Below are 7070 nucleotides of genomic sequence, written 5' to 3' on the forward strand. Positions count from 1 at the left end.
TGTTGCATGAGCGCCCCTTTCGGCTCACTGCGTTCGCCACTTCCCCCGTTGCGACGGGGGAAGCTAATATGCCATAACGAAAAGCCTCCCCCGTGCGACACGGGGGAGGGGGACCGCAAAGCGGTGGTAGGGGCGCCTTGAGCGCTAACACGAACAGGGGCTGTTGTACGGAGTCAAAACAACTTCGTGCAACAGCCCCTTTTATATGTCCTTATTTGCAAATGTGGTCAATCCAGTCAAAGAGTTCCTTTAGGTCGTAGTCGCCGCCGTGTCCCTGCCCCCACGGGGCGGAGAAGTCCACAGCAACGCCCGCATTTTGGAGGCGCAGGGCGAGGATGGCGGGTACGGGCATCGCCGTATCGCGATCCTTTGCACCGTGGCGGATGCGGAAGTGTGGTGCCGTCCGAACGCCCGCCGTGCCGATGTAGTTCATCGGGTTCATGCGGCGGATGTCTGTGTCGGGCGCAAGGTCGCCGTGCGTCGTGTCATATTGACGCGAGAAGTCTGTGAAATGGCGCGGCGTATTGTCCTCCGTGCCGAAGACATCGTTCTCGCCCGAGCTGCGGTCGAATCGGTCAAAGGCGGGCGCGGCCTTAAGCCGCGTCGCCCAGACGGCGTATTTTGCAAGATCAATGTCCGTGACCTTGCCATCCTTTACGGTGAACCAGTCCGCGCCATCAAGCGGCATCTTGCCGTCCACGGCACTCTGCGCCGATGCGCGATAGATTGCCTTGATGTACTCCGTAAAGCTGCCAGAGCCGTCTGTCCATACCTGCATGGGCGTACCAACTGCATCCTTTAGAATGAGACTGTTCAGATAGGAGGGAAAGAGCTCCTTGAGGCGCGCGGAGGCTGCAATGGCATCCGCTGTCATCGGGGTTGCTGCCGGACTCTCCATCACACCCGCAAAGATCCACTCGTATGCCATGTCGGCGTGCTCGAGGTTTGTGATGGGGCAGTAGCAGTTCGCGGCATAGATGTCGTCGCGTCCCGGCGCGGCGGCGATGGCGGCAAGCTCCTCGTCATAGTCGCGGCTGTTTCCCGATGCGCCAAGGAGGGCGGAGAGTGCGCCGCCCGCGCTCGTACCGCTCGCGATGATGCGCTCTGTATTCCCTGCGGGCAGGAGTGCGGCATTGTAGCGGAGGAAGCGGACGGCTGCCTTGTAGTCGACAATGCAGGCGGGGGCTTTGCCGACGTAGACGCCCTCCTTATTCCTGTCTGTGCGTCCGCGGATGGCGGGCGCGGCGACGACGAGGCCGCGCGAGAGCGCGACGAGGGAGGCGTTTGCTTTCGTCCCGTCGAGCGCGGGCGCGAGTATCTCACCCGGCATATAGCCGCCCACGCCGTTCGGCAGGAAGATCGGCGCGGTCTTTGCCGTGTAGCCGTTCACCGTGCCGCCCGAGAAATAGGCGGCGGGGATGAAGATGCTCATGCGCTCACGCTCCCTATCTCTCGGGCGCACGGCGTAGGGAATGTCGCGGTAGGCGCGGAATGCAACTGTCTGCCCACCTACAATCAGCGTTTCATCCGTATAGGATGCGGGATTGAGTTTGAGGTGCGGCAGATTTTCTCCCGCCAGTATGCCTGCAATGGCGGCAGCCTCCCCCGTCAGAGGCGGGAGAGGCTGCGTTCCTGTATCTGCGGATGCAGATATATGTGCGGCTGAGAGCGGGAGACTGAGCAGCGCGGCAAGAAATGGTATTTTTAGAAGCTGTGTGTATGTCATGCGCTTGTCCCCTTGTGTGAAATATCAGCTTTTCGGCGTCATATCCTCCGCCGTGAGCGTGCCCGCCTTTGCACGCTCCGTGAACTCTGCCGTCGCTGTGAAGAGCACGTCGGTGGAGCTGTTGAGTGCGGTCTCGCAGGAGTCCTGCAACACACCGATGATGAAGCCGACGCCGACGACCTGCATGGCGATGTCGTTGCTGATGCCGAACGAGGAGCAGGCGACGGGGATGAGGAGCAGCGAGCCGCCCGCAACGCCCGAAGCGCCACACGCACCGACAGTGGCGATGAGGCAGAGCAGCAGCGCGGTCGGCAGGTCAACTGCGACGCCGAGCGTATGTGCTGCCGCAAGCGAGAGGATCGCGATCGTGATAGCTGCACCGCTCATATTGATGGTTGCGCCGAGCGGGATGGAGATGGAGTAGACCTCGGGGTTCAGTCCGAGGCGTTTGCAGAGCTGGAGGTTGACCGGGATATTTGCCGCCGAGCTGCGTGTAAAGAATGCATAGATACCGCTCTCACGCAGCGTTGTGAAGACGAGCGGGAACGGATTGCGGCGGATGTGCAGCCAGACGATGATGGGGTTCATGATGAGGGCGACGGAGAAGAATGCGCCGAGGAGGACGGCAAGCAGCTGCAGATAGCCGATGAGGGCGTCCACGCCGCTCGTACCAACTGCGTCTGCAACGAGTCCCATGATGCCGAACGGGGCGAAGCGGATGACCCAGAGCACGATCTGCGTCATGACGACGGCAAAGTCGCGCACGGTGTTCTTGGTCGTTGCGCTTGCCTTCTGCAGGGCGATGCCTGCGAGGACGCTCCATGCGAGGATGCCAATGTAGTTTGCGTTCGCGATGGCGTGGAGCGGGTTGTCCACGACGTTCATGATGAGGTTGTGAACGACCTCGACGATGCCGCTCGGTGGCGCAACGGTCGCATCTGCCACGACGAGATGCAGCGTGGACGGGAATGCGAAGGAGTATGCGACGGCGACGAGCGATGCGAGGAAGGTTGCAATGACGTAGAGGCGCACGATGGGGCGCAGTGCCGCGCCTGAGCCGACCGTGCGCTGCGCCATTGCGTTCATGACGAGGACGAAGACGAGGATCGGCGCAACGCCCTTGAGTGCGCGGACGAAGACATCGCCGAGTACGGCGACGATGGGAATGAGCGCGGGCGCGTAGAGCGCGATGAGGATACCGATGATGAGTCCGACCGCGATGAGCTTGATGAGCGCCGTTTCGCGGTACTTGCGGCTGATGCTGGTGAGCAAGAAGATTCCCCCTTTAGTTAGGGAAGCACTGATAAATTCAGCACCGCCATCTTAGCGCATCTTTTTCGCCCTCTCTGCGTCGACAAATCCTCCACATAGCTTTTGCTATGCGTCCGGTTTGTCTCCTTGACAGGACAAAAAATTTGCACCAATCTGACGGTGTTCATCTTATCAGCGATTCCCTAGATAAAAATATGCCCCATTATACACTAATGGGGCAGGTTTGTCACGATTCTATCGGGGTATACATGGAGAGGGGCAGAGATTATGGTATATTAGCTTCCCCCGTCCAAGACGGGGGAAGTGGCGAACGTAGTGAGCCGATAGGGGCGCTTGTGGCTGTTGAGGTTTTCGCATGATAGAAAGGAACACATTGCTTGAAGCACTACTCCGGATGAGGGGGGTGCTTTGCTCGTACATGGCGCCCCTTCCACCGCTCACGCGGTCCCCCTCCCCCGTGTCGCACGGGGGAGGCTCTCACACATCACGCCATATCGGAGGCATACAGCTATTCCCCCGCTTCTTTCAACTCCTTCAAGAACCTCCCGACGGCATCCTCCCACGGAGGGAGGCGGTGGAAGCCCGCGTCGTCAAGCGACTTCTTGCTGAGGCGCGAATTCTTCGGGCGCGTTGCCTTCGTTGGGTACATATGCGAGGGGACGTTGGTGACGTTGACCGCCACGCCCGCCTGACGAAAGATCTCGCGCGCGAACTGCGCCCACGAGCAGAACCCCTCGTTCGTCGCGTGGTAGATGCCGTACTTTTCGGACTCAAGTATGTCCGCAAGCAGCGGCGCGAGGTCGCGCGTGTAGGTGGGCGAGCCGATCTGATCGTTGACGATGGAGAGAATTTTATTGGTTTTGGCAAGCTGCAGCATGCTCTTGACGAAGTTCTTGCCATGCAGACCAAAGACCCACGAGGTGCGCACGATAAAGTATTTGTCAAGATCCTGCTGCACCGCCTCCTCGCCCGCGAGCTTCGACGCGCCGTAGACGTTGTGCGGGGAGGTGAGCGCGTTCGTCTCGTGGGGCGTGTCGCCTGTGCCGGGGAAGACGTAGTCCGTGCTGATGTAGAGGAGCTTCACATCGCGCTCACGTGCGAGGCGCGCGAGAATCTCCGTGCCCGCCGCATTGATTTTGCGGCAGAGCGAGGGCTCGTCCTCCGCCTTGTCCACGGCTGTATACGCCGCCGCATGCAGGATGGCATCGGGTTCGACCGCTTCGAGGACGGCGCGCATGACGTTCTCGTCGGAGAGCGGGAAGAGCTCCGAGGAGACACCGTGTACCTCGTGCCCGCGCGCCCTGCACTCCTCCACGCAGTCGTGACCCAGCTGTCCCGTTGCACCTGTAATGAGGATCTTCATAGCAATTCGTCCTTTCTGTATCAATACATCATCGCATACAATATCGCAACATACATAACATATAGATTTATTGTACCATAAAAGACGCTGCCCGTGTACTAGATAGGCAGCGTCTTTTCATATATTTTATGCAGTTTCGTCATGAACGATCGGGATCGTGAGCGTGATTGTCGTTCCCTCGTCCACCGCACTCCGCAACACGATCTTGATGTCGTGGCGCTCGGCGATCCAGCGTGCGATCGAGAGCCCGAGACCCGAGCCGCCCGTCTCCTTCGTGCGCGAGGAGTCCACGCGGTAGAATCGGTCGAAGATGCGTGCCTGATGCTCGGGCGCGATGCCGATGCCGTCGTCGGTGAGCGTCACCGTCACCGACGAGTCGTCTGCAGATCGGATCGAGTAGGCATGGATGTGACCGCCGGCGGGTGTGTACTTCAGACTGTTTTCGAGGAAGATGCGCAGCAGCTGGCGTAGGAGCACGGGATCGGCCTCGACCGTCGCGGGATCGTTCCTGCCGAGCGTGACCTCGTGCGAGGTCGTCACCGTCTGCATCTTCTCCATTGTATCGGCGAGGAGTTCGGCGAGATCCACCTCCTCCTTGTTGACCGCCTGGCGCTTCTGGTCGGCACGCGCGAGGAAGAGCAGCTTCTCGATGAGCTGTTGCATATTCTCCGCCTCCGAGCGGATGGAGGTGATGCCCTCGTCGAGGATGTTCCTGTCCTCGCGCCCCCAGCGCGAGAGCATATCCGAGTAGCCGAGGATGACCGTGAGCGGCGTGCGCAGCTCGTGCGAGGCATCGGAGACGAAGCGCTGCTCCTGTTGGAAGCCCTCCTGCAGACGGTCAAGCATGCGGTTGAACGTGCGTGCAAGCTCTGCCAGCTCGTCGCGGGCACGCGGTACATCGAGACGACGGCCGAGGCGCTCCACCTCGATGCTGCGTGCCGTCCACGTGATCTCGCGGATGGGCTTCAGGATGCGCCGGCTGATGAAATGACCTGCGAGCAGCGCGAGCACAAAGCAGATTGCAACCGTGTAGAAGAGCAGTCGCTGCAGGGCGTTGAAAAAGTCCGTTTCTGTTGTGATCGTGCGGAAGAAATGGATTTGATAGGGAATACCGTCGTACTCAATGTTGCGCCGCGCATGATAAACCGTACCGCCTTTGAACTCGGAGACCTCCATATCGGGATTTGCCCAGATTGGCGTTGTGATTCGTCCATTCTCGACGGTCTCGATCGAGGGGAAGTGGGCGTCCGTATCGAGCACAACACGACCGGAACGATCGGTGATGCGCACAATGACGCCGGGGATGACAGGCCCCTCGAACCAGAATTTCGCCTCCGCCGCATTGCCGCTTTCGATGTTGTTCATCACATGGCGGATGCTGCGGTCGAGATCGACCTCCGCCTGCCGATAAAAATAGATGTACGCGCCAATCCCCAGAATGCCGGTCGATAGGATGAGCACGAAAAAGAGGATTGCCGCGTACAGCAGGGTGATCTTCGTAGAAATGCGGATGTAGAAATGGCGGTCGATCCAGCGGGCAAGGCGCGAATTAGTCGCGGACAACATACCCGACGCCCCGCACCGTGTAGATGTACTTCTTGTGGAAGCGGTCATCCAGCTTGGCGCGCAGGTAGCGGATATAGACGTCGACCACGTTGGTCTCGCCTGTGTAGTCGAATCCCCATACCTCCTGGAGGATCTGATCGCGCGTCAGCACTGTGCGCTTGTTACGCAGGAGATACTCCAAGAGATCGTATTCGCGCTTCGTGAGGGCGACGGTTTCGCCGTCCACCTGCACCTCGTAGCGCGACAGGAACATGATGAGATTCTTCACCGTGAGGCGATCCGAGGCGTCCTCGGTCGAGATGTCGCGGCGGCGCAGGGCGTTGCGGATGCGCGCCAAGAGCTCGGGCACGGCGAACGGCTTCGTGATGTAGTCATCCGCGCCGATGTCCAGACCCTCTACGCGGTCCTCCACTGCATCGCGTGCCGTCAGCATGATGATGGGCACGTTCGAGACCGTGCGGACGCGGCGGCAGATCTCAATACCGTCCATGCCCGGCAGCATGACATCGAGCAGAATGATATCGAAATTCTCCTGAATGATGCGCTCATAGGCGCGCGTGCCGTTGCCCTCAGTCTCTGCCTCAAATCCCTCGTGCTCCAGCTCCATCTGCAGGAACCGCGCAATGCGCACCTCGTCCTCGACAACGAGGACACGTGTCTTCTTTTCATCCATATGATATCCACCTCGTCATTCCTTAAATATGTCATTACTATATATGAAGGAGGTGGAAATGAAAAGTGAAAAATGAGAAATATAATCGAACTTTTAAGAGTAGAACCGGTTCTGCAACCTGTTCTTGACAATGCGCCCGCTGTACCGTATAAAAAAGAAAGAAACGAAAACGAGGAATCGGAGGAATGACAGTGACAGGACGGCTCTATCTCTGCGCCACGCCCATCGGCAACCTCGGCGACATCACCTACCGTGCCGTTGAAACGCTGCGCACGGCGGACGTGATTGCAGCCGAGGACACGCGTCATACGCGCGGACTCCTTGCACACTATGACATCCACACGCCCATGACCAGCTATCACGAGCACAATAAAGAGGAAAAAGGCGCGGAACTCATCGCGCGGATGCAGGCGGGCGAGACCGTCGTGTGTGTCAGCGACGCGGGGCTCCCGGGCATCGCCGACCCCGGC

General features: G+C 59.5%; 7 protein-coding genes. 1 reads left to right on the forward strand and 6 read right to left on the reverse strand.

Annotated elements, in window-relative coordinates; genetic code table 11:
- Positions 1-211: 211 nt before the first annotated feature.
- The 6 genes from AXF19_RS05235 to AXF19_RS05255 all read right to left on the reverse strand — a co-directional run bounded on the left by AXF19_RS05235 (position 212) and on the right by AXF19_RS05255 (position 6600).
- On the reverse strand, positions 212-1726 hold the full coding sequence (locus AXF19_RS05235; protein ID WP_066846003.1) for a subtype B tannase: 1515 nt from the start codon (positions 1724-1726) through the stop codon (positions 212-214).
- A 24-nt stretch (positions 1727-1750) separates the two neighbouring features.
- Complete coding sequence (gene sstT, locus AXF19_RS05240; protein ID WP_066846006.1) at positions 1751-2998, reverse strand: serine/threonine transporter SstT; 1248 nt, start codon at positions 2996-2998, stop codon at positions 1751-1753.
- 17 nt (positions 2999-3015) lie between these two features.
- The gene (locus AXF19_RS15185; protein ID WP_084784773.1) at positions 3016-3165 is read right to left on the reverse strand and encodes a secretion protein HlyD; all 150 of its coding nucleotides are present in this window, start codon (positions 3163-3165) and stop codon (positions 3016-3018) included.
- A 341-nt stretch (positions 3166-3506) separates the two neighbouring features.
- A complete protein-coding gene (gene rfbD / locus AXF19_RS05245) occupies positions 3507-4361 on the reverse strand; it encodes a dTDP-4-dehydrorhamnose reductase (protein ID WP_066846010.1) in 855 nt (284 codons plus the stop codon).
- 126 nt (positions 4362-4487) lie between these two features.
- The gene (locus tag AXF19_RS05250; protein WP_066846014.1) at positions 4488-5927 is read right to left on the reverse strand and encodes a sensor histidine kinase; all 1440 of its coding nucleotides are present in this window, start codon (positions 5925-5927) and stop codon (positions 4488-4490) included.
- Positions 5911-6600: a response regulator transcription factor gene (locus tag AXF19_RS05255; protein WP_066846017.1), complete on the reverse strand. Its 690-nt coding sequence runs from the start codon at positions 6598-6600 to the stop codon at positions 5911-5913. Before AXF19_RS05255 ends, AXF19_RS05250 begins: the two co-directional genes overlap by 17 nt.
- A 185-nt stretch (positions 6601-6785) precedes the next feature.
- Between AXF19_RS05255 and rsmI the strand changes: the two genes are divergently transcribed.
- A partial coding sequence (rsmI, locus tag AXF19_RS05260; protein WP_237141704.1) for a 16S rRNA (cytidine(1402)-2'-O)-methyltransferase occupies positions 6786-7070 on the forward strand: 285 nt, incomplete at its 3' end.

The sequence above is a fragment of the Selenomonas sp. oral taxon 126 genome (assembly GCF_001683335.1).
In the GTDB taxonomy this organism is placed as follows: domain Bacteria; phylum Bacillota; class Negativicutes; order Selenomonadales; family Selenomonadaceae; genus Centipeda.